The 20,385-nt window shown below is 64.8% G+C and carries 17 protein-coding genes and 1 pseudogene; 14 read left to right on the top strand and 4 right to left on the bottom strand.

The features are described 5' to 3' along the window. The 12 genes and pseudogenes from ABZE72_RS02275 to ABZE72_RS02330 all read left to right on the top strand — a co-directional run. On the top strand, nt 1-532 hold a 532-nt coding region (locus tag ABZE72_RS02275), incomplete at its 5' end, for a hypothetical protein (protein WP_372727395.1). A gap of 71 nt (nt 533-603) precedes the next feature. After that, the gene (locus ABZE72_RS02280) at nt 604-2,382 is read left to right on the top strand and encodes a DUF4012 domain-containing protein (protein WP_372727396.1); all 1,779 of its coding nucleotides are present in this window, start codon (nt 604-606) and stop codon (nt 2,380-2,382) included. A 152-nt stretch (nt 2,383-2,534) separates the two neighbouring features. Continuing rightward, on the top strand, nt 2,535-4,016 hold the full coding sequence (locus tag ABZE72_RS02285) for a polysaccharide biosynthesis tyrosine autokinase (RefSeq protein ID WP_372727397.1): 1,482 nt from the start codon (nt 2,535-2,537) through the stop codon (nt 4,014-4,016). Continuing rightward, a complete protein-coding gene (locus ABZE72_RS02290) occupies nt 4,000-4,338 on the top strand; it encodes a PqqD family protein (protein ID WP_372727398.1) in 339 nt (112 codons plus the stop codon). Before ABZE72_RS02285 ends, ABZE72_RS02290 begins: the two co-directional genes overlap by 17 nt. Next, nucleotides 4,335-5,126 (top strand): hypothetical protein, encoded by a 792-nt coding sequence (locus tag ABZE72_RS02295; RefSeq protein WP_372727399.1) that lies wholly within the window; start codon nt 4,335-4,337, stop codon nt 5,124-5,126. The genes ABZE72_RS02290 and ABZE72_RS02295 overlap by 4 nt, the downstream gene beginning before the upstream one ends. Then, nucleotides 5,123-5,395, top strand: a complete 273-nt coding sequence (locus ABZE72_RS02300) for a PqqD family peptide modification chaperone (RefSeq protein ID WP_372727400.1) — start codon at nt 5,123-5,125, stop codon at nt 5,393-5,395. Before ABZE72_RS02295 ends, ABZE72_RS02300 begins: the two co-directional genes overlap by 4 nt. A gap of 197 nt (nt 5,396-5,592) precedes the next feature. Next, nucleotides 5,593-6,048, top strand: coding sequence for a hypothetical protein (locus ABZE72_RS02305; RefSeq protein WP_372727401.1), 456 nt, complete (start codon nt 5,593-5,595; stop codon nt 6,046-6,048). A gap of 68 nt (nt 6,049-6,116) precedes the next feature. Beyond that, complete coding sequence (locus ABZE72_RS02310) at nt 6,117-6,977, top strand: nucleotidyltransferase family protein (RefSeq protein ID WP_372727432.1); 861 nt, start codon at nt 6,117-6,119, stop codon at nt 6,975-6,977. Nucleotides 6,978-7,064: 87 nt separating this feature from the next. After that, complete coding sequence (locus ABZE72_RS02315) at nt 7,065-8,177, top strand: DUF1972 domain-containing protein (protein WP_372727402.1); 1,113 nt, start codon at nt 7,065-7,067, stop codon at nt 8,175-8,177. Nucleotides 8,178-8,180: 3 nt separating this feature from the next. Beyond that, entirely contained in the window at nt 8,181-9,317 is a 1,137-nt protein-coding gene (locus ABZE72_RS02320; protein ID WP_372727403.1) for a Gfo/Idh/MocA family protein, read from the top strand. Further along, nucleotides 9,314-10,204: a hypothetical protein gene (locus ABZE72_RS02325; protein WP_372727404.1), complete on the top strand. Its 891-nt coding sequence runs from the start codon at nt 9,314-9,316 to the stop codon at nt 10,202-10,204. The genes ABZE72_RS02320 and ABZE72_RS02325 overlap by 4 nt, the downstream gene beginning before the upstream one ends. A gap of 496 nt (nt 10,205-10,700) precedes the next feature. Continuing rightward, a pseudogene (locus ABZE72_RS02330) lies at nt 10,701-11,143 on the top strand (transposase); the annotation flags it as partial. A gap of 226 nt (nt 11,144-11,369) precedes the next feature. Here the strand turns inward: ABZE72_RS02330 and ABZE72_RS02335 are convergent. Together ABZE72_RS02335 and ABZE72_RS02340 are read right to left on the bottom strand one after the other, a co-directional pair. Further along, complete coding sequence (locus ABZE72_RS02335; RefSeq protein ID WP_372727405.1) at nt 11,370-12,188, bottom strand: sulfotransferase; 819 nt, start codon at nt 12,186-12,188, stop codon at nt 11,370-11,372. A 137-nt stretch (nt 12,189-12,325) separates the two neighbouring features. Then, on the bottom strand, nt 12,326-13,144 hold the full coding sequence (locus ABZE72_RS02340; RefSeq protein ID WP_372727406.1) for a hypothetical protein: 819 nt from the start codon (nt 13,142-13,144) through the stop codon (nt 12,326-12,328). 388 nt (nt 13,145-13,532) lie between these two features. Between ABZE72_RS02340 and ABZE72_RS02345 the strand changes: the two genes are divergently transcribed. Next, the gene (locus tag ABZE72_RS02345) at nt 13,533-14,822 is read left to right on the top strand and encodes a hypothetical protein (protein WP_372727407.1); all 1,290 of its coding nucleotides are present in this window, start codon (nt 13,533-13,535) and stop codon (nt 14,820-14,822) included. A gap of 1,409 nt (nt 14,823-16,231) precedes the next feature. Here the strand turns inward: ABZE72_RS02345 and ABZE72_RS02350 are convergent. Further along, complete coding sequence (locus tag ABZE72_RS02350) at nt 16,232-17,518, bottom strand: sulfate adenylyltransferase subunit 1 (protein ID WP_372727408.1); 1,287 nt, start codon at nt 17,516-17,518, stop codon at nt 16,232-16,234. Beyond that, the gene (gene cysD, locus ABZE72_RS02355; protein ID WP_372727409.1) at nt 17,518-18,432 is read right to left on the bottom strand and encodes a sulfate adenylyltransferase subunit CysD; all 915 of its coding nucleotides are present in this window, start codon (nt 18,430-18,432) and stop codon (nt 17,518-17,520) included. The genes ABZE72_RS02350 and cysD overlap by 1 nt, the downstream gene beginning before the upstream one ends. 836 nt (nt 18,433-19,268) lie before the next feature. On the opposite strand from cysD, the gene ABZE72_RS02360 reads away from it, so the two are divergent. Beyond that, nucleotides 19,269-20,363: an acyltransferase family protein gene (locus ABZE72_RS02360; protein ID WP_372727410.1), complete on the top strand. Its 1,095-nt coding sequence runs from the start codon at nt 19,269-19,271 to the stop codon at nt 20,361-20,363. Nucleotides 20,364-20,385 lie beyond the last annotated feature (22 nt).

Genomic DNA, 20,385 nt, shown 5'->3' on the forward strand with positions numbered 1-20,385 from the left:
CGGGGGGTCGAGGATCCGCGGATCGGTCGCGAGGAACGACGCCCCCCTGGCTCACGTCGACATCGGTCTCAATGACGCAACGGGCGCCAAGATGTCCTACTACCTGCGTTACTCGGCCGAGGTGGAGGCCGTGGACTGCCGACGCGACGTCCAGTCGTTGGTCGGGAGCATGATGCTGCACCAGACGTTGCCCGCCGCGCAGGCGAAGAAGTTGCCCCTCTCCGTCACCGGGACTGGCGGGTACGGCACCCCGCGCGGCAAGCAATTCGTGGTGGTGCGTCTGTATGGGCCGTGGGGAGGGTCGATCGAGGACGTCCGGCTGGAAGGTCGACTCCTCGACGGCGAGATCCGTGTCAACCGGCTCGACGGAAGGCCCGTGGCGCTGGTGCCGGTGCTGGTGTCAGGGCCGGAACAGGTGCCGTTGACCTGGCGGATGACGACCGGGGAGGGCCAGTCCGGGCCCGTGCGACTGCGGATGACGCCGGGCGTCGAGCCGGGCGGGGCCGACGAGATCCTGCCGAGTTCGTGCTGACGGGTGGCCGCGCCGGAGGCTCGGTCGCTCTGAGAGCATGACGTCATGACGTGTCACGTGAAGTTCGCCCGGTGACGGATTCTCCAGCGGTCGGACGACAGAGTCGTCCGCTCGCGCGGCGGCTGGTGTTCATCGGGATCCCGGTGGTCCTGCTGGGGTTCGCCCTCGTCTGCGGCTGGCAGCTGCTGCACGTCGCGAGCGGGGTCCTGAAGAGCCAGGACCAGGCCACCGCGCTCCGTGCCTCGCTTGAGGCACGGGACCTCCCCCGAGCCCACGAGGACGCGGTGCAGTTGCGGGGCACGGCCGATGACCTGCGGGACCGCACCGACGGCCTGGTCTGGTCGCTGATGGGCTGGACGCCCGGGGTGGGTGGGGACTTGAGGGCGATCCGGACCGCCTCGTCCGGCCTCGCCTCTGTTGCCCGGGGTGCCGAGAAGGTTCTGGGGGTGGGCGTGGCGCCGGACGGTCTGCTGCGCGGTGACCGGGTATCCCTCTCTGCGGTCCGGGAGATCTCGACGGCGACATCCGGGATGGTGGCTGGTTTCGGGGAGCTCGATCGCGCCGTGGACGACCTGTCCTCATCCCCCTTCGGCCCCATTCGGAGCAGGGCGGCGCGGGTGGCGGACTCGGTCACGGCAGGGCACGACGCGGTCCGGGGAGCGGCGCCCGTCCTGGAGGCAGCGCCTGCACTGCTGGGAGAGCAGGGCACGCGCAACTACCTGCTCGTCTTTCAGAACAACGCCGAAATCCGCGCCACCGGCGGCCTGATGGGGTCGGCAGCCTGGCTGACGGTCACGGATGGCCGACTCCGGCTCGAGCGCACCTTCTCGCCCATCGAGGAGACGAACGAGGTGGAGGTGCCGTTCAGCTTCACCCCCGCCGAACGGGTTCTGTACGGCGACAACCTCGCTCAGGGCGCCATCTTCGTGAACTCGATGCCCGACTTCTCCCGCGTTGCGGATCTATTGAGACAGGGCTGGGGCTCGTGGTTCGCCGAGCCGCTGGACGGGGTGATCTCCCTCGACGCGGTGAGCCTGTCCTACCTGCTCGACGCCACCGGTCCGGTGGAGGTCATGGGCCAGACCTTGACGGGCGACAACGCCGTCGACGAGTTGCTCAGCGGTGCCTACTCCCGCTACCCCGACAACGAGCAGCAGGACGCCTTCTTCTCCACGGTCGCCGACACGACGTTCGATGCCATGACCAGTGGCCGCGTGGACGGGCCGGTCCTGGTCTCGGCGCTGCGTCGGATGGACCAGGAGTCGCGGTTGGCGCTGCACTTCTTCGCCGACAACCTCTCCGTGGCGAACCTGGACCCCTTCACCCCGGCACCCGACGAGGCCGGCCACGCAATCGCGGTGGGTCTGAACAACGTGTCCGGCGACAAGATGAGCTACTACCTGCGGAGCAAGGTGGCCGTGACGGCCAACGGCTGCAAACGGGGTCGAGAGTCCCTGACCGGCGCGGTCCAGTTGACGTCCCGGGCGCCTCTGGACGCCACGAGTCTGCCGGCGCGCGTCACTGAGGTCCGTCCGGAGACTCCCGCCATCGGTGGAGTCTTCCGTCAGGTTCCCCTGGGTTCCCAGATGGTCCAGCTGGTGCTGCGCGCGCCCCAAGGAGGCTCGATCGGGGCGGTGGACGTGGATGGCGCTACCGTCTCAGGGGCGAGGGTCGCCCAGGGCGGGCTCGAGACCGTGAGCGTCGAGGTTCAGCTCGGCGCCCAGCAGTCCAGGCAGGTCTCCTGGCAGATGTCCACCGGCAAGGCCCAGGCCGGGGACGTCGACGTGATCGTGACCCCGAGCATCGAACCGACGGTCGCCTCGTTTCGTGTGCCGTCCGCCTGCGGCTGATCCATCGACGGCCAGGCTCCCTCGGGGGGAGGTGGGAGTTCGATCGATGTGGGCTAGGCTCGCGCGGTGTCGAGGCGATGCCATCGACGGCAGACCGCGAGGCAAGTAGCAACAAGGCTTCGGAACCGGGGACGATCGAGCGAGGCTGACTGATGGAACTGCGTGACCACCTGCGAATGCTCGCGATGCACTGGTTCGGGGTGCTGCTGATCGCTGCGCTCGTGGTGTCAGGTGCAGCGGCGTACACCTTCAGCCAGACCAAGATCTATGCGGCCGACGCCAACGGCTTCGTCAGCACCGGCTCCACGGGCAACGCCGCCCTGGGCTCGATCAACGACGACTTCTCCAAGTCACGAGCGACGTCCTACGTCGACATCGCGAAGAGCAGGGCGACCGCCCAGGAGGTCATCGACGACCTGGGCCTCGACGCCAGTCCGGCCGGCCTGGTCGGCAAGATCTCGGTCGAGCAACCGTTGGACACGGTGCTGATCAAGATCACTGCTCGCGACGAGACGCCGGAAGGCGCCCAGAAGCTCGCGGACGCGTGGGTGAAGGCGCTGGCGACCCAGGTCCAGCAGATCGAGGACCCGCAGCAGCGGGAGCGGACCGGTACACCGCGGGTGATCACCATCGAGTCGGCCGAACTGCCGACCTCCCCGGTGGCGCCGCAGCCTGAGCGGAACCTCGCCCTCGCCCTGCTCGTCGGCCTGGCCTTGGGGTATGCGTACGCGCTGCTGCGGCACACGCTGGACCGCCGCCTACGCACCCCTCAGGCGATCCAGGATCGCTTCCAGGTCTCCGTGGTGGGCACGATCCCGATGGTGGGTGCGCTGGGCCAGGACCCCAGCGACCGCCAGCAGGTGGTGCTCTCCCAGGCAGACGGTACGTCGCGTCAACGCGACGCGGCCGAGGCATTCCGCAAGCTCCGCACCAACCTGATCTTCATGGACGTGGACCACCCACCCCAGGTGATCGTGGTGACCAGCCCGCGGCCGGGCGACGGCAAGTCCACGGTGGCCGCCAACCTGGCCGCCGCGGTGGCCTACAGCGGGCAGAAGGTCGCGCTGGTCGATGGTGATCTGCGGCGCCCCACGGTGGCGCGGTCCTTGCAGGTGGATGGGGACATCGGGCTGACCGACGTCCTGGTGGGCCGTCTCCCGCTGTCCGACGGCCTTCAGCAGTCCGACAAGCACGCGAACCTGTTCGTGCTCCCGGCCGGGCGTATCCCGCCCAACCCCAGCGAACTGGTGGGCTCGCAGGCCATGCGCACCATGCTGGAGAAGTTGTCCCAGGACTATCTGGTGATCATCGACGCGCCTCCGCTGCTCCCGGTCACGGACGCAGCCATCCTGACGGCGGCGGCCGATGGGGCTTTTGTGGTGGTCTCGGCGGGCCGGACGCTGGACACCGAGCTCGGCCAGGCGCTCTCCCACCTCGAGGCCGTGTCGGGCAAGGCGCTCGGCATCATCCTCAACAAGACGTCGCGCCGGGCGATGGGCGGCTACTACTACTACGAGAGCGCCTACTACGGCGAGGAGCCTGGCGCCAATCCGTCGACGGGGGAGTCCCGGAGCGGGAGCAAACGCAAGCGCCGGCGCAAGAGCAAGGCAGGCTTCCTTGCTCGACGCCGCTGAGCCCGTGCAGGCCGACCGGGTGCTGCGCCGGAAGGACGAGCTGGCCGTGGTCGACTCGACCGACCGAGTGGCGATCCTCGACCTGGACGATCTCACCTGTCCTCCGCGCGTCCTGGAGGGCACGGCGGCGGCCATCTGGCAGCTGGTGGACGGGGTCCGCTCCGAGCGGGACATCTGCCAGGAGCTGGCCGAGGCCTACGGAGCACCGTTCGAGGTGGTGGCCGACGACGTCGCGGCCTTCCTGAACCAGATGGTGGAGGCTGGACTGCTCGTCGAGGCCGCCGTCGCGGTGATCGATGAGGGGTCCGGGGTGGAGCAATGAGTGCCCCCATCCAGATCGACGTCCTGGGTGTCACGATCGAGGTCGTGCCCACCGGCAAGGAGGCTGACGAGCTGGGGACCCTGCTGTCGCGGGCCTGGGACCGTTGTCTGGTCTCCGAGGTGAGCACCGGCCCGGCCGACCTCGTCGTGCATGCCGTGGTCGGTCGCCGGACGCCGAAGAAACTCCGGGGCGAGGTCGTCGCGGTCGCACCCAGCGTGGAGGCGCTGATGGAGGTCGTGACGCAGACCGTGACCGTCGAGGCGATCACCCGCCGGGCGGGGGACCTGGTGATGCTGCACGCGTGCGCGCTCGCCCACCCCGAGACCGGCGCCGTGAAGGTCTTCGTGGGGCCGTCGGGGATGGGGAAGACCACCATCGCGCGGACCTTGGGTGGCCGGTGGGCCTACCTGACTGACGAGACCGCCGCCTTCGCCGAGGACGGCGAGCTGATCGCCTACCCCAAGCCGCTGTCGGTGATCACCGAGGAGCGCCACAAGGAGCAGGTGTCGCCGAGCGACCTGGGGCTCCTGGCGTCGGTGCAGCCCGGCGACGTCGACGGGCTGTACCTGCTGGATCGCCGCGACGATGTCGCTCAGGTGACTCTGGAGCCGGTGCCCCTGGTCGAGGCCGTGGCTCTGCTGGCCGAGCACACGTCGTACTTGGGAGCGCTCGAGAGGCCGCTGCACCGTGTCGCTGAGGTGATCACTGCCGGTGGCGGACTCCACCGGGTGACGTACGCCGACGCCGGCGACCTTGCCTCCTTGCTGAATGGAGACGGGAAGCGATGACGAAGGGGTTGTGGCGCCTGGGCGACCTTGTCGACCGAGTGGACGGCGAGGACGGTCGCGCCGTCGTCATGGTGGGGCAGGACGTGCTGGTGGTCTCCCCGGTCGCTGCGGCGATCCTCGACCTCCTGATCGCGGGCGAGCAGAGCACGGCGTCGCTCGCCGAGTCGCTGGAAGCCGCGTTCGGTGCGCCCGTCGACGCGACCTCCGAGGCCCTGACGACCCAGGTGGTCCAGTCGTTGCTCGAGGCGGGGCTTGTCGTCGCGTGTTAACGCTGGGTGAAATCTGAGATCGAATGGCGCATTTGACGGACTGTGCCTTAGGGTGACCAAGAATGCTTTCCGGGACGTTTGAGTCCCAACCACGAGGGGAACCACAGATGACTTCCACCATGGACTCGGCCAGGACCGAAGAGGGCGCCGCCACCAGCGGTTTCTCTCGCCGCTCAGTCGTTCGTACCGGCGCCCACATGGCTTGGGCGGTGCCGGCGATCTCCCTTGCCACCGCTGCTCCTGCCCTGGCGACGTCGCACGGCCCGGATCAGCTGAAGATCACGAGGTTCAAGGCGCGCTACATCCGCAAGCGTCGCGGCGTGCGCGTCATCACCGGCCCGATCCGGAACAAGGGCCAGTCCAGCGCTGGTCAGGTCACCGCGGTGGTCACCTTCCCGATCCGTCGCAAGGGCCCGTTCCGCCGCCCGCCGAAGGTCTCTGGTCGCGTCAGCCGGGGCTGGAGCCTGGTGGGTCGCCGCGAGGGCTACAACCTGACCTTCGTCACCAACTCCGAGATCGAGGCCGGCGACCGTACGCAGCCGCTCATCTTCACGGTGGTGACCGCTGGCGGCAAGAAGCGGTTCTCGAAGGGCACCGTTCGTCTCGTGGTCAACGGCAACGACAGCTCTGACACCGCCTCGAGCCGGCTCTGACCGGAACCCTGTCCCCCTCTGAGGGGGCCGCACTGACCCTCCACGAGGGCGTGCACCTCGGCTACGCCATGGTCGCCCGTGTCGCTTGCGACACGGGCGTCCGTGCGTTGGCGATCAAGGGCCCGATCTTAGGCCTGCAGGGCCTACGGGGTTCGAAGATGTCGCGAGACGTAGACTTCTTGGTGCATCCGAGGGACATGCGGTCCTTGGTCGGCGCGCTTCGGAGAGTCGGCTGGTTCGTGGACGATGGGTTCCGAGCACCGAGTGTCACGAGGTCGCACTCCATCGTGATGCGCCATGCTGAGTGGCCGTGTGAAATCGACCTCCACCATCGATTCCCTGGGTTTCTGGCGTCCCCGGACTTCGTCTTCGAGTTCCTCTGGGAGTGTAGAACCTCAGCCGAGTTGGCTGGGGCCTCGATGGCATGCTGCGATGTCATGACCCATGGGTCCCTTGCCGCCCTCCACTATATCCGTGATCGGGCGACCGGAAGCCGGTCAAGTGAGTTCGACGAATTGCTGGCTGGCATGGATCGACAGTTGACCAGTGCCGACAAGGTGGAGTTGGGGGCCCGCGTCGCAAGGCTGGGGGCGACCGAAACGTTGCGATCGGTACTCGAACTTCTTGACGTGCCAGTTGAGGCGGCTGCGGAGTTCGATACAGATGCGGAGATGCTTGAGTGGCGGCTGGCGGTTAACGCCACCACGCTGACCAGCTTGGGTTGGGTAGTCGCGCTGCGAGGAAGTGGCCTCCGACGGTGGCCGTCGATCCTCTGGCAGGCGGCATGGCTCAACGAGGCAGATCTTCGGAGAGCCGAGCCGAGCCTGGGATTGGGTCGGGCACCCCTTCTTGTGGCTAGGATGCGGCGTCTGGGCCGAGGGCTGCGGGCGCTACCGCGCGCTATCTGGGCCATCGCTCGACTCAACTGAACGAGCGCCCTGTGGAGCTCTGTCCGAGATGACCAAGGAGTACACCGCTCAATGAATTCGGACGGGCTGCGCCCTACGGTAAGAATCTTGGGTACGCACGGCGTGCCGGCGAACTACGGGGGCTTCGAGACCGCCGCCGAGAACGTCGCTCGCTATCTCGTTGACCACGGCTGGAGGGTCATCGTCTACTGCCAGACCGACCATGAAGGGCCTGTCTACCACGATGTCTGGGAGGGTATCGAACGCGTCAACATCTCGGTCCCCGACAAGGGCTGGCTCGGCACCTCGAAGTTCGATTGGCTGTCCATTCGGCATGCGGTCAAGCACGGGGATCTCTGCCTCACCTTCGGTTACAACACGGCGGTCTTCAACGTCCTCCAGCGCGTGTGGGGGATTCCCAATGTCATCAACATGGATGGCATTGAGTGGTCACGGGAGCGGTGGGGGCGAGTGCGCCAGGCGATTCTCTATCTCAATGAGCGGATCGGCTGCTGGGTAGGCAACGAGTTGATCGCCGACCACCCGGAGCTCAACACCTACCTTCGGACACGGGCCCCTGCGCGCAAGATCACGACCATCACCTACGGTGCGCACCCGATTGTTGAGGCTCCTGTCTCCCATTTGACTGCGCTTGACCTGGAGCCCGGCAAGTACCTCAACCTGATCGCGCGACCAATTCCGGAGAACTCGATTCTTGAACTGGTGCAGGGGTTCTCGGCGCAGCGTCGCGGGATGCGACTCGCGGTGTTGGGGAACTATGACGTGGTGGATGATCCCTACCATCGGCTGGTTGTCGAGGCGGCGAGCGACGAGGTCGTATTTCTAGGCGCTATCTATGATCCCGCCATTGTCCAGTCTCTCCGCTTCCACTCAGCCGGGTACCTTCATGGCCACACAGTGGGGGGTACGAACCCCTCTCTCGTCGAGGCGTTGGCAGCAGGGAACCCGGTTATTGCTCACGACAACAAGTACAACCGGTGGGTGGCTGGAGACGCCGCGCTCTACTTTGGGTCGATGGCGGAAGCAGCCGAGGCCGTAGACCAGCTGGCTGGCGACCCGGGGTTGCGCAGTCGTCTGGGTGCCAACGCCCTCGCCCGCTGGGAAACTGAATTTACCTGGGAGAAAGTGGCGGGCGAGTACGAGGCGCTGCTCAGAAAGCGCCTCCCCTCCCGCAAGCGACGTTTCATCAAGAAGGGTTGACAAGTGGTCAAGGTCGGCATCATCGGGCTGGGAAAGATGGGGCTCTCCCATTACTCCATCATCAACGCGCACGAAGACGTAGAGGTCGTGGGCGTGTGCGACTCGAACGGCTACGTGCTCGACGTGCTGCACAAGTACACGGGCGTCGAGATCTTCTCGGACTTCGAGAAGATGTTGGACAGTCGGGGGGTCCAAGCTGCCGTCATCTCGACTCCCTCGAGACTGCACGCTCCGATGGTGCGAGCCTGTTTGGAGAGAGGCATTCACGTCTTCTGTGAGAAGCCGTTCTGTCTCGACCCGGCTGACTCCTTGGCCTTGGCCGAGCTGGCGAAGGAGAAGGGCCTCGTTTGCCAGGTCGGTTATCACAACCGATTTGTGGGTGCCTTTGGAGAGGTCAAGCGTCTTCTTGACGCTGAGGCCATCGGCCGCGTCACTCACGTGCTGGCGGAGGCGTATGGTCCCGTCGTACTCAAGCCCAAAGGGACGACGTGGCGGAGCCAGAAGGATGAAGGGGGCGGCGCACTCTACGACTACGCTGCGCACCCACTCGACCTGCTCACCTGGTATTTCGGTCGGCCTGACTCGGTGTCGGGGACGATTCTCGGCCACGTCTTCTCCACCGAGACCGAGGACGAGGTCTTCACGACCATTGACTGGGGTCGAGGGATGAGTGGGCAACTGTCCGTCAGTTGGTCTGACGAGTCACAGCGGAAGATGACCACCAAGATCACTATCTGGGGCACCAACGGCCGGATCAATGTGGATCGGCAGGAGTGCCAGGTCTACCTTCGTGATGCGACCGAGGCCCCGAACGGTTACGTCGCAGGGTGGAATGTGCGGTACACCACGGAGCTGACAGGTGAGGTCGACTTCTACGTTCGCGGCGAAGAGTACTCCGCTCAGCTGGACGCGTGGGTCAGGCGAATTGGCGATGGCGAGGTTGACGGGATCGGGGACTTCTCGGACGCCACGGTGACCGATCAGTTGCTGTCTGCGATCAGGCACGGTGACTCGGGGCAGGTTCGTCCTATCCTCGCTGGGGATGCCAGTCCGTCCCAGATTCCCGCCCGTGGCTGGCTTGCGCGGTTGCGTGAACGCCGTCGGACTCGCCGGCTCAACACGACAGGTAGGAAGGCATGACCATGGACCGCTTGCTCTTCGGGGACAACCAGTTCTTCGGCGTCAACCACATGTCCGAGGAGAAAGCGCGCTCGCAGGCAATGCGCTTCCAGTCCTTGGACGCCGTGATGTCCGTGCTCGACTCGGCATACGACGCGGGCGTCACGACGTTTATGTGCACCACGCATGATCGGATCGCCGAGGTGACTGAGCGAATGCGAAAGGAACCCGCCCGCTACGCCGAGCAAGTGTTCTACCCGTGCATGCCGTACGCCCACAAGTACGCCAATGCCATGGCTGAGTCGGGCATGATTGGCTCGATCAGGCAGTTCTTGCCGGATGAAGGCTTCTTCGATGCGGCGATGCGCGGCGGCAAGTCCCTGGCCAAGAAGGACATCGAAGGTCTCACCACGCTACTCATCGACGCCGAAATGAAGATGTTCGAGGGGCTCAAGACGCCTGTCATCTTCCTTCAGAACGTAGTCGTGGATCTACTCCTCGGTCTGGGATTCACAGAGGCCTTCAGGATCTTCGCAGACCACGTCAAGGCCAGGTACGGTGCGGAGCCAGGCTTTATCACGATGAACCTGCCCAAGCTCCTGGACGCACTCGACGAAGTTGGGGTCCACAACCCGATTGTGTGTTCCAACATCAACAAGATCGGGTTCCGCATGTGCGGCGGTGTGGATGCTTACGTCGATGCGATGACGAATCGCGAGTTCCGCGCAGTTGCCATGTCGGTGTACGCGTCTGGCGCCATTCCGCCCGCGGAGGCGATCGAGTGGGTTGCTCAACTGCCCAATCTCAAGTCGATCGTCTTCGGAGCCTCTAGTCGCTCCAACATCGAATCGACCGTGGAGCTGGTAGGTCGATACTGGCTCGCCGAGGGGCTGAAAGAGGGTTCTTAGGCGGATGACGGAGGCGGCGACTCGCGTGCTCGGGGCTCTTCCAGGGCAGCGTAGGAGGGGAGATGCTTCACGTCATCCACGAGGAAGCCTGACGCGATGGTGCGGACCTTGCTCTGTAGTGGTGATCGCTCAAGGAAGCAATCATGTGATGTCTGAACCAAACTGACTGGAGCTCCGTCGCACGGCGATTGGGTTGGCATAGCAGCCGGGCCTGTTGGTTGTTCAGGTCGGCAAGGACCTCGGTATCAGCTAGTTGGAGCTTCGACGCTGGATGTTTCAGGACGGTGTCGATGCCGGGCCGCCGTGAGGGGCTGTCGACCAATCGCGGGACGGGCCCGAAGACCCCCGGCTGAGATCTTCGAAGAGTAATGACAGCCGCCGCAGAAGCCGGAGTTGCAGCGACCGGTCGACCCACGCAAGTGACCTCGTGGGTTCGTTGGGCACCGGCTGTGTGATGCCGGCCCCCTGGGATCCATCGGCCGGGTCGCGTCCAGCGTCGGCAAGGTCCGGGTTCTTCGCCGACCTCGTCGCACGCGGCCTGACCGGGGTCCCGCTGGTCACCTCAGATGCCCACGCCGGCCTGGTCGATGCGGTCGCAGCGAACCTGCCCGGCGCGGCCTGGCAGCGCTGACGCACCCACTACGCCGCGAACCTGAGGTCGGTGACACCCAAGAGCATGTGGCCCGCGGTCAGGACGATGCTGCACTCGGTCTACGACCGGCCAGACCGGCCCGCCGTACCCGCCCAGTTCGACCGGCTGCTCGATTACGTCGACGGCAAGCTTCCCGAGGTCCACGACCACCTTGACGCCGCCCGCGCCGTCATCCTCGCCTTCACAGGTTTCCCAGGGACGTGTGGACCCAGATCTGGTCCAACAACCTCGCCGAAGGCCTCAACCGTGACATCCGACGCCGCACCGACGCCGTAAGCATCTTCCCCACGACCGAATCCGGAATGGGAGCTGATGATCTGCCTGCCCTGACCGCCTGATCCATCACGAAGGAAACGCAGCGCTACACCACTACGTGGGACTTGACCCACCACTGGAAACAGAAGTCCCTTCACGTCACCGCCCACGTAGCGACATGATCACCACACCATGTAGGTCGAAGGAAGCGGGTCAGCTGCCTGCACCCGAAAAGCCCTTGCACTATTTTGTTCGCAATTAGACATCGAGCTGGTGTCGGACCTCCGCCACGGCATCTGCGAGTCGGCCGAAGTCAGCCGGATCGGTGCGCAGGCGCCCTGACGTTGTAGCCCGAGCCAATTCATGGACGGCCCTTGAAGGACTGAGTTGACACGTGGACTCGATCCGCATGATTTCGCTGACGGGGTTGGTGGCCAATTCCTCGTAGTTTACGATGATGTCCAACTTGGTGCGATTCGCATAAATATGATGCATGCCAAGCACCCATTCACTCGCCGCCATTTCTGCCACACTCAGCGATGAACTCCCGATGATCTGACTCACCGATTCGTGCATCGGCGCGAGCTCTTGTCGAATGTGTGTCCACTTCCGGCGACCAACGCCCCACCAGTCCTCGTCGGCAAACCCGTGGACAGTGTTCCATTCGACGACCGAATTCACAAAGTCTTCCGGCCTTCTAATAATGGCCACTAAGATAGCGTCGGGGAACAGTTCGCGGATGAATTCAGCTCTGTAGGTCATCTCGGGGTACTTGTCCATGACCCGCCGACTGCGAGATATGCGCTGGTAGCGGCTGAAAGCCCGGGCCGCCCGCTCGCGAACTTTCGGCGTGACATCGGAGGCGCTCAGAAGGAACTTGCCGTGCTTCGAGTAGAAGCCGCTGACGTCTTCGCCCGGCACGATCAGGTTCCACATCAGCTTCGGTTCATTGAGCCACCCCACGTCTGGATGGGCACTCAGCAGTCGTCCCAAGTGAGTAGTGCCCGATCGACCCACCCCGAGGATAAAGATGGGTCGGTCGATGGGTTGAATTGGTTCCTTTTCGATACCCTGCATCAGGTTCCATCGCACGACGGGGTTGAACCACTGTCCGCGCGTCGTAGCAGGTCGCCCCTCAAACATAGTGTAGGTGAGGAGGCGCCGCAGGGTCGGGGCGATCCCCGCCAAGCGCACGTATCGTCGATCTATCTGAGCTACCATTTTTTACCGTCCGTGTGAGACATCGCTGACGACAGCGCGGCGGTCCAGAGGCTGGTTGACAATTGATTCATCTTTTCGCTTAGATCCTCGATTCGTGAATCAAACACCTGCTCAGCCGCCTCGACCCAGGCTCTGCCGGCAGGAGCGTCAACCAAGCCAGCCCAAGCACTTCCGTAAAGACCCGAAATGAACTCGTGACGATTTGCCACTACGGGTCGACCGAGCTCGTAGGCGCGCGTAGCAATACCGCTCTGGAAATAGAATCGATACGGGATCAATATGGCGCTGGCGTTGAGCATTTCCTCGTCCAGCTCCTCCTCCGTCAAGAAGCGTGCATCAACCTCCCATCCAGCAACTTCGGGCCATCCGCGCCCCACAATCTTCAAACGCCATGCGGGCGGGGCGATCTCGGCGATGGACTGAAGCAGGGCAAGATCGCGAGCGCCCTTGAACTGCCCGGCGACGAGGATGGTGCGAGCCGCTTGCAGCGGCCTGGGGCTGGATCGCCGTAACTTCACAGGGTGGGGAAGGATGTGGACTTCGCGGAAGCCCAGCTTTGTTAGCTCCTCAGCCGCGAGCGCGGTGTGGGCGACAGGATGTGTTCGCTTCCCGGCAGCTCCCCACGCCCCAAGTCGAATGGCGATTCGGCCGTGGCCGAATTGCGAGCCAAGAGGTATGGGATCGTGGATGACTATGAAGCGTTCCCCAAATCGACTGCTTAGTCGCCAAAAAGCGAGGTCAAGAAAACCGAAGGTAGTCCAAGTGATAATGACTGGATTTCGTTTAACGGAGGTCGCCAAGAGCTTCCGCACGGCCCCGAGCCCCCGAGCTATTCGCTTTCCAAGACTGTGCGAACTGAATTCAAAGGGCGCTTCAATGATGCTTGGTGACAGACTGGCGGGCAGCGTGTCTCTTAGGGCGTCAGTGTAATGATGAAGGGCGCCGGGCAAGGGGTTGTAGAGAATCGCGCCACCGCGTGCCGACCATGTGCGCAAAAGAACTCCTGGCAAGAGAGTGGGCTAGTTACGGTTGACGCCAATGTTCGACACCGTCGCGCCATGGCGACCGCCAAGACTAGCATGTGGGGTTACCCTGCCGGAGGGCCGCCTGCAGGTCCCCCTGAGGTTGTGAGCAGGCTCCTGTAGGCTACGGCTGTCGCCGTGAGGCGCCGACCCCATCATCTGACCCGACTGGATCGCCGTGTCTTTGCAGCAACCCACGCAGGTGTCTTCGTTCCAAGGGCGACGCGTCGATAAGGACGTTGCTGGGGAAGAGTGGTTCGGCCGCATCGCCGCCGTGGCCATCATTGTCGGAAGTACGCTCGAGCGCGCGACGTTGCAGGTCGGGTCGGTTGATCTCTACTGGGGCCAACTCATAGCGCTGGCGCTGTTCCCGATGGCCTTCTCAGGGCGAGTCGAGGTGCATATTTATCGTCGCTACTATGTCATCTTCGCGGTCGCGGCTCTATTTTTTCTGACCCCGTCGCTAGTCGCGTTGCCCTTCCCGGAAGTCCGACTGAAGCTGATACTGCAGCTACAAGTAAACGCGTTCATCGCCTTGGTGTCCTTTTCATTATTCACCCGCTTGACCGCTGCCAGCTTGAGGGGGGTGTTTAGTGCTCTCACATGGGCGTTGGTGCTCGGATCTGCGATTCAGATCATCTGGTTTAGTCATGAGTTGGAGTCGGCTGGTGCCAGACTGTTCGACCTTCCGCGTCCGTTCGCCCTTTTCATCGAGCCTGCATGGATGGCCACGATGGCGGCCCTCCTGCTGGGCGGGGCGCTAGCGTTGCGCCAACGTGGCGTCGCAATGATGCTGTTCATTCTAATTGCCATCATTTTCACGCGCGGGGCCCTGATCATCGCCCTGTGTGCTGTGATCGCCCATTTCTGGAGAGGTCGGCGTCTGCGCTTGGTTGGCCCTTTGATGGTGGCGGGAGCAACTGGCTTGGGGCTCTGGTTCTTCTATGTCGCTATGACGGGAGAGCGTCCAACTCGCAATGACACCAGTCTTGACTCGAGGGCCTCCGACAGTTGGGTCATCAGGGCCGCGAATGACGGCGATTTCTTGCCTTGGGGTGGCGCGGAATTGTACTTCCGTGTCGTTGGCTACTGGCGCCCCCTTCCGGAGGCCAGCAATGTCGCGGGCCTAGAGTGGATCTGGAAGTTCGGAGCCGGGGGCCTGATGGTCCTAGCCCTGTGGACGTTTTTCGTATCTTGGCGCGTACCGAAGGCGCTGGCTATCCAGGCGGCGGGCTCTGCTTCTGGCGCGCGGCGTACTCCGTTGGAGGCTTTTCCCGCCTGGCTCGCTCTGGCGGCTTTGCCGCCCACGCTTCAATTCAACAATGCGTTTGGTCGGCCGTGGATGTGGGTCACGGTCGCCCTGTTATTAGCTGTCATGTACAGAGTGGTCAGCGGTGACACGGCGAGAACTAGAGGGAGCGAGACGAGTCTTCAGTCGCAGCCAGTTGGAAGTGCCGCCACCAAATAGCAGCTTGGAGTGGCGCGCTGATAGCTGTGGCAATGGCGACTCCAAGAGCTCCCGCCCAGACGGCGCCGATCACGGCCAGAAGTAGGCCGAGAACGGTGCTGTGCACTCGGGCGCTCAGGGTGCGTCGTGCATTTCCGAGCGCCCTCAGGCCCACTGTCGGGCCGATGCGGAGACCGGCAGCAACTTGGGCTATGGCGAAGTAGATCAATAGCGGTTCGACGTGATGCCATGTTGGGCCAAGAATTTCGGTGCCGACGCGGTCCGGCAATAGCAAGATGGCCACAGACCAGACTAGGCCCACCAGGCTGAGTCCTGCCCCCACGAGATATGCCTGCGAGCGCATTCTGGGAGGGGAGTGGCTATGCGTCCGGACCAACTCAGGGACGATTGCTGATTGCACGCCTTGGATCAGACTTGCGGGCGGGCCGAAGACAGTTTGAGCTCCTCTCAAAGCTCCGGCGGCAACAAGTCCGGCTGTGGCGGTTACCACGTACGCCACGGCCTGATAGGAACCTTGGCTGGCCAGCGCGTCGGCTGCGTATCGATAGGCCAGGTCGCCGTGTTCACGCAGCCACGAGCGTGTGGATCTTAGTCTTGGGCGAACGCCGAGTGAATAAGACCCAACCGCGGCACCCAAGCAAGCTCCGATACCCCAACACAAGACCAAGGTGGTCGGACTCGCGGCGCCTCTCATCAGCAGGATGGCTGCGAGGGCGAACTGCCCCAGCCCCTGAATGATGTCGTTGAACAAGGCGGCCGAGGGTCGGCCAGAGGCCAAGGCGGCGTAGCGCAAGTTGTCCTGCAGTGCCAAGAACGGAAGCAGCCCGCCTAAAGCGATTCCCAAACTGTGTGCAGTTCCGCCAGCTATGACTCCGCCGGTCGCGATCAGAAGTCCGAAGATTGTGCCGAATGCCACACTCGCTCCAGCTCCGGCCGTGGCTCCCATCCTCCAACGCTCTTGCGTGACCGCGCTGTACCGGACGATTTGAGTCTCGGACGTTAGTCCCCGTAGGACGCATATTGCGATGAGGTAGCCAGCGAAGAGGAGCGAGAAACTACCGAACTCATCGGGGGTGGCAGAGCGGGCGACCAGAACTGTGAGTCCGAAATTTGACGCGCTGTAAACGAATTGATCTGCGAGCCCTGCCGAAGCCCGGTACTTACCTGTGTTCAGCCTCGATGCACGGCTGCCAGGCGGCCACCGTCGGCCGGGAGCCGGGGAGCCCACTCCATCACTCATCCTGCCTCCAGGCGATGGGGTCAGCCGCGCGGCAATGGCCAGGCTCGCCGCTCATTGTCCTTCGAGCCAACTGGATGGTCCCTTCGAGACTGCATCAGAGACTATTGACGTGCTGTCCGAGCCGCGCCCTCCCCGTAGTCGGGTCGTCCGGTGCCGATGATTGCCTGAGTTAGGAAGCGCTGTTGATCATGCCCGCGCCGACCGTCACGCCCGTGGCCTCGTCAATCAGGATGAACGAACCCGTGGTTCGGTTCTTCGAGTACGGGTCGCACAGCAGCGGCACCGTGGTGCGCAGCTGAACACGACCGATCTCGTTTCGGCCGAGCTCCTTGGTCTCCTGGTCGCGGTGCAGCGAGTTCACGTCGAGCCGGTACTGGATGTCCTTGACCAGGGTGCGCGCCATGCGGGTGGTGTGCTTGATGGCCAGCTTCTGGCGCGGGCGCAGCGGCTCGTCGGCCATCCAGCAGATCATCGCGTCGATGTCCTGCGAGGGCTTCGGGGCGTTGTGCGGCCGGGCGATCATGTCGCCACGGGAGACGTCCACGTCGTCCTCGAGACGGACCGTGACCGACATGGGCGGGAACGCGGCGTCCAGCTCCTTGTCGTGCAGGTCGATGCCGGCGATCTTCGAGGTCATGCCGCTGGGCAGCACGACGACCTCGTCACCGGGCTTGAGCACGCCACCGGCCACCATGCCGCCGTACCCGCGGTAGTCGTGGTGCTCGTCCGACTTCGGACGGATCACGTACTGCACCGGGAAGCGGACGTCGACCAGGTCGCGGTCGGAGGCCACGTGCACGTGCTCGAGGTGGTGCATGAGCGTGGGGCCGGAGTACCAGTCCATGTTCTCGGACCGGTTCACGACGTTGTCGCCGCTGAGCGCCGAGATCGGGATGACCTCGAGGTCCGGGATGTTCAGCTTGGTGGCGAACTGGGTGAACTCCTTGTGGATCTTGTTGTAGACCTCCTCGGAGAAGTCCACCAGGTCCATCTTGTTCACCGCGAGCACCAGGTGCGGGACCCGGAGCAGCGACAGGATCACCGCGTGCCGGCGGGACTGCTCGGTCAGGCCCTGACGGGCGTCGACGAGCACCAGGCCGAGGTCGGCGGTGGAGGCGCCGGTGACCATGTTCCGGGTGTACTGCACGTGCCCGGGGGTGTCGGCGATGATGAACTTGCGGTTGGGCGTCGCGAAGTAGCGGTACGCCACGTCGATCGTGATGCCCTGCTCGCGCTCGGAGCGCAGACCGTCGGTCAGCAGCGCCAGGTCGGTGTAGTCGTAGCCCTTGGAGGCGCTGGTGGCCTCGACGGCCTCCATCTGGTCCTCGAAGATCGACTTGGAGTCGAGCAGCAGACGACCGATGAGCGTCGACTTGCCGTCGTCGACCGAGCCGGCCGTGGCGAAGCGGAGCAGGTCCATGTTGGTCACGGTGGACTCGGCGGCGGGGGTGCTCATCAGAAGTAGCCTTCCTTCTTGCGGTCTTCCATGGCTGCCTCGGAGAAGCGGTCGTCGCCACGGGTGGCGCCACGCTCGGTGAGCTTGGCGATCGCGACCTCGTCGATGATCTCGGCGATCGTGGAGGCGGTCGACTCGACGCAACCGGTGAGCGTGATGTCGCCACAGGTGCGGAAGCGGACGGTGCGCTCGGTGACCGTCTCGCCGGAGCGCAGCGGGTTGAGGGGGGTCTCGCTCATCAGCATGCCGTCACGCTCGAAGACGCGACGCTGGTGGGAGAAGTAGATCGGCGGGATCTCGATGTTCTCGCGGCCGATGTAGTCCCAGACGTCCAGTTCGGTCCAGTTCGAGATCGGGAAGATCCGCATGTGCTCGCCGGCGTGGATGCGACCGTTGTAGAGGCTCCACAGCTCGGGGCGCTGCATCTTCGGGTCCCACTGGCCGAACTCGTCGCGGTGGGAGTAGACGCGCTCCTTGGCGCGGGCCTTCTCCTCGTCGCGACGACCGCCACCGAAGGCGGCGGTGAAGCCGTTCTCCTCGATCGCGTTGAGCAGCGTGCCGATCTGCATCCGGTTGCGCGAGGTCTTGCCGTCGTCGACGACGACGCCCTTCGCGATCGCGTCGTCGATGCTGGCCACGACCAGCTTGACGCCCAGGCGGTTGACCCAGTTGTCGCGGGTCTCGAGGACCTCGGGGAAGTCCAGGCCGGTGTCGACCTGGAGCACCGGGAAGGGGATCTTCGCCGGGTAGAAGGCCTTCTCCGCGAGCCGGAGCATGACGATGGAGTCCTTGCCGCCCGAGAACATCAGGACGGGCTTCTCGAACTCGGCCGCGACCTCACGGAAGATGTGGATCGACTCTGCCTCCAGCTGGTCGAGCTGGCTCAGCCGGTAGTCGGCATGCGTTTCGGTCATGTCGGGGAGGGACCTCTCGTTGGGACAGCAGCCGTCATCGTATCCGTCTCGTGACCCGGGGAAACAACCGCGGCGCACCGGAGGAGGCCAGCAGGTCCTGACGGGAGGGTGATCCCGGACACCCGGAGCCGGAAATCACGGCGCGGCGTACCGCACGTGGGGGTCATCCGGCGGCTCAGGGGTTGTCGCTCTCGGGGCAGTCCATGCGGCCTGCATGACCAGCCGGGGGCGCGAAGTGGTCGGCCTGGACGTGGTCCCCGACCACCCGGCCGCCCTCGCACGGGCCAGGCGCCGTTCTTCGACCCCGAGGCCGGGGCTGCGCGAGCAGGGCTGAGTTCGGGACGCCTGGACTTCACCACCGACGCCTCGCGGGCGGCGCAGGCCACCGTTGCACTGCTCGCGGCGCGCCTGGCGGTGTCGGCGCCCGGGGTGGAGCTGATCTGGAACCCCGAGTTCCTGCGCGAGGGGTACGCCGTCGAGGACACCCTGCAGGCACCCCGAAGATCGCGGCCGACTTCGCCACTGCCCAGCTGGTCAAGGTCGCCGCGAACGCGTTCCTCGCCACGAAGATCTCGTTCATCAATGCGATGGCGGAGCTGTGTGATGCCACGGGTGCAGTCGTCACCCTGCTGGCCGATGCGATCGGCCACGACTCCCGGATCGGGCGGAAGTGGCCGCCGGGTTCGGATGGTCGACCTCGCCCGGGAGGAGTGCGGCGGCTCGACCGTGGGGCGTTGCTGAGGGCCGGGGGGCTGATCACGGCCCCTGGTCTGGACCTCTGGGGGCATCCCACCGATTCCGGCTTGATCGACCCTGCCTGCTGTGACGATTTGCGGGTGACCTCGCCCAGGCCGACCCGGCGGCCCCTCTCTGCCCGGTCTCGCCGCATCCTCGACGCCGCGCGCGCAAGCGCGGCGCTCTACGTGGTTGCTCACCACGTGGTGCACGTGCCGGTCCCGTACGACTGGTTGTTCTCCTTCGGCCAGGAGGCCGTCGTCGTCTTCTTCGTGCTGAGCGGGTTCGTCATCTTCAACTCGGAGATCGACCGGACAGACGGGCCGTTGGCCTATTACGGGCGGCGCTTCTGGCGGATCTACCCGCCCCTGGTGCTGTCCCTGCTGCTGTCGGGTGTGCTGGTGTGGTCCGGTCTCGTGCTCGAGACCTTCTCGTGGCAGGAGGTGGCCGGGACGTTCCTCGGGCTCGCTGACCGTGCGCAACTGATGCCGGGGGTCATCGTCGAGCCCTTCCTGGGCAATCTGGTGCTCTGGAGCCTGTCCTACGAGCTCTTCTTCTACGCGATCTTCCCGCTGCTCCTGCGTGGGTGGAGGGCCAACCCACGGTTGGTCAACCACCTCGTGGGAGCCGCCGGGGTCATCGGCATGGTCAGCTTCGAGCTCCACCCCAACCACCTGTCCCTCGTGACGGGCTATCTCCTCACCTGGTGGGTCGGGGCGATGGCCGCCGCCGAGTACACCGGGGTCTACGACCCCTCGTGGAGATTGATGCGGGTTGCCGTGACCTGGTTGGTGGTGGTCTGCGCGCTGCTGGCCGGTCTGGTCGTCGTTCAGGGGTGGGAGGGGACGGGGGTCTACCCGTTCCTCAGTCTGCGCCACTTCGGCGCCGCGGTCGTCCTCGTCGCCGTGGCGCGGGGTCCTGTGTGGGGAGTGGTCGTGCGGTTGTCGCCGCTCCTGGCGCCACTCGCGATCTGGGTGGCGCCCATCTCGTACGAGATCTACATCTTCCACTACCCGTTGCTCGTGCAGTCCTCCGTGGCCGGCTCCTGGCCGGGATTCGCCGCCAGCATCATTCCGCTGCTTGCGCTGTCATGGGCCAGTCACCTCGGCTATCAGGCCTGGACACGGAGGCAGCGATCTCGCCGCACCGCCTCAGCGGCAGCGGCGGACTCCCGCCCGGTCGCCCCGGCGTTGTAAGGGTGCACGTGGCGGTCGCGTC

It is taken from the genome of Nocardioides sp. (genome assembly GCF_041600255.1).
In the GTDB taxonomy this organism is placed as follows: domain Bacteria; phylum Actinomycetota; class Actinomycetes; order Propionibacteriales; family Nocardioidaceae; genus Nocardioides.

What these genes read in the sequence shown, in the direction of transcription:
- ABZE72_RS02295 (WP_372727399.1), top strand. Translation starts at nt 4,335, where the DNA reads ATGAGTGCCCCCATCCAGATCGACGTCCTGGGTGTCACGATCGAGGTC.
- ABZE72_RS02285 (WP_372727397.1), top strand. Translation starts at nt 2,535, where the DNA reads ATGGAACTGCGTGACCACCTGCGAATGCTCGCGATGCACTGGTTCGGG.
- ABZE72_RS02335 (WP_372727405.1), bottom strand. Translation starts at nt 12,188, where the DNA reads ATGCAGGGTATCGAAAAGGAACCAATTCAACCCATCGACCGACCCATC.
- cysD (WP_372727409.1), bottom strand. Translation starts at nt 18,432, where the DNA reads ATGACCGAAACGCATGCCGACTACCGGCTGAGCCAGCTCGACCAGCTG.
- ABZE72_RS02300 (WP_372727400.1), top strand. Translation starts at nt 5,123, where the DNA reads ATGACGAAGGGGTTGTGGCGCCTGGGCGACCTTGTCGACCGAGTGGAC.
- ABZE72_RS02350 (WP_372727408.1), bottom strand. Translation starts at nt 17,518, where the DNA reads ATGAGCACCCCCGCCGCCGAGTCCACCGTGACCAACATGGACCTGCTC.
- ABZE72_RS02305 (WP_372727401.1), top strand. Translation starts at nt 5,593, where the DNA reads ATGGCTTGGGCGGTGCCGGCGATCTCCCTTGCCACCGCTGCTCCTGCC.
- ABZE72_RS02325 (WP_372727404.1), top strand. Translation starts at nt 9,314, where the DNA reads ATGACCATGGACCGCTTGCTCTTCGGGGACAACCAGTTCTTCGGCGTC.
- ABZE72_RS02310 (WP_372727432.1), top strand. Translation starts at nt 6,117, where the DNA reads ATGGTCGCCCGTGTCGCTTGCGACACGGGCGTCCGTGCGTTGGCGATC.